Below are 1,846 nucleotides of genomic sequence, written 5' to 3'. Positions count from 1 at the left end.
CCCCTCTCCGTCTCGGCTTCGCCGAGCCACCTCTCCCCATTTCATGGGGCGAGGAACCGGCACTCGCAGAGGTAGCGGCCTTCTCAGAACTTGGGTTCCTCGCCCCGCTTGCGGGGAGAGGTGGCTCGGCGAAGCCGAGACGGAGAGGGGAGAGCGGCGCCACAAACGCGAACGGCGCCGTTGAGGGCGCCGTCTCTGTGTCGTGGTGTCGTGATTGTCCGGGCTTTCGCTCAGCCCTCGCCATCCGAGGTGAGGCCGGCTCAGTTCCCGCTCAGAACAACCCCTCGATCTGCCCCTTGTCGTTGAGGAAGATCCTCTCCGACGATGGTGTCCTGGGCAGGCCGGGCATGGTCATCACCTCGCCGCAGATGGCGACGACGAAGCCGGCACCGGCGGAGAGGCGCACCTCGCGCACCGGCACGGTGTGGCCGGTCGGCGCGCCGCGCAGGTTCGGGTCGGTCGAGAAGGAATATTGCGTTTTGGCCATGCATACCGGCAGCTTGCCGTAGCCGGCCTGCTCCCAGGCGTGAAGCTGGTCGCGGACAGACTTGTCGGCAATCGCTTCGGAGCCGCGATAGATGCGCTGGACGATGGTGTTGATCTTGTCGAACAGGCCCATCTCTTCCGGGTAAAGCGGGGCGAACTGCGAAGCACCGCTTTCGGCAAGCTGCACCACCTTGTTGGCAAGCTCTTCGATGCCGGCCGAGCCATGCGCCCAGTGCTTGCACAGGATCGCTTCCTCGCCCATCGAAGCGACATAGTCCTTCAGCGCCTGGATCTCGGCATCGGTGTCGGAATAAAAGTGGTTGATGGCAACGACTGCTGGCACGCCGAACTGTTTTACATTCTCGATGTGGCGGCCAAGATTGGCGCAGCCCTTCTTCACCGCCTCGACGTTCTCGGTGCCAAGGTCTTCCTTCTTGACCCCGCCATTCATCTTCATGGCGCGAACCGTGGCAACGATGACGGCGGCAGCGGGTTTTAAGCCAGCCTTGCGGCACTTGATGTCGAAGAACTTTTCCGCACCGAGATCGGCGCCGAAGCCTGCTTCGGTGACGACATAGTCGGCAAGTTTCAGCGCTGTCGTGGTGGCGACGACCGAGTTGCAGCCATGGGCGATGTTGGCAAACGGTCCGCCATGGACGAAGGCCGGGTTGTTCTCCAGCGTCTGCACCAGGTTCGGCTGCATGGCGTCCTTGAGCAGAACCGTCATGGCGCCGTCGGCCTTGATGTCGCGGGCATAGACCGGGGTCTTGTCGCGGCGATAGGCGATGATGATGTCGCCGAGGCGCTTTTCCAGGTCCTTCAAATCCTTCGCCAGGCACAGGATGGCCATGACTTCCGAAGCGACCGTGATGTCGAAGCCTGCCTCGCGCGGATAGCCGTTGGCGACACCGCCGAGCGAGCAGATGATTTCGCGCAGGGCCCGGTCGTTCATGTCCATGACGCGGCGCCAGGCGACGCGGCGGGTGTCGATGGCCTGCTCGTTGCCCCAGTAGATGTGGTTGTCGATCAAGGCCGACAGCAGGTTGTGCGCGGTGGTGATGGCATGAAAGTCGCCGGTGAAGTGGAGGTTCATGTCCTCCATCGGCACGACCTGGGCATAGCCGCCGCCGGCAGCACCGCCCTTGACGCCGAAGTTGGGCCCGAGCGAGGCCTCGCGAATGCAGATGATCGCCTTCTTGCCGATCCTGTTCAAACCATCGCCAAGGCCGACTGTCGTCGTGGTCTTGCCTTCGCCGGCCGGCGTCGGGTTGATGGCGGTGACGAGAATGAGCTTGCCGTCCTTGTTGCCCTGCACCGACTGGATGAACTCGGCCGAGACCTTGGCCTTGTCGTGGCCGTA

At 63.3% G+C, this 1,846-nt stretch carries 1 protein-coding gene; it reads right to left on the bottom strand.

The genetic code is table 11. From position 1 onward, the window contains the following. Nucleotides 1-271: 271 nt before the first annotated feature. The coding region (locus G6N74_RS30380; protein WP_165121720.1) for a formate--tetrahydrofolate ligase at nucleotides 272-1,846 on the bottom strand (1,575 nt) is incomplete at its 5' end.

The sequence above is a fragment of the Mesorhizobium zhangyense genome (assembly GCF_011045115.1).
GTDB lineage: Bacteria > Pseudomonadota > Alphaproteobacteria > Rhizobiales > Rhizobiaceae > Mesorhizobium_M > Mesorhizobium_M zhangyense.
The sequence above is the reverse complement of the archived record's forward strand: the minus strand, read 5'-3'. Positions and strand labels throughout refer to the sequence as shown.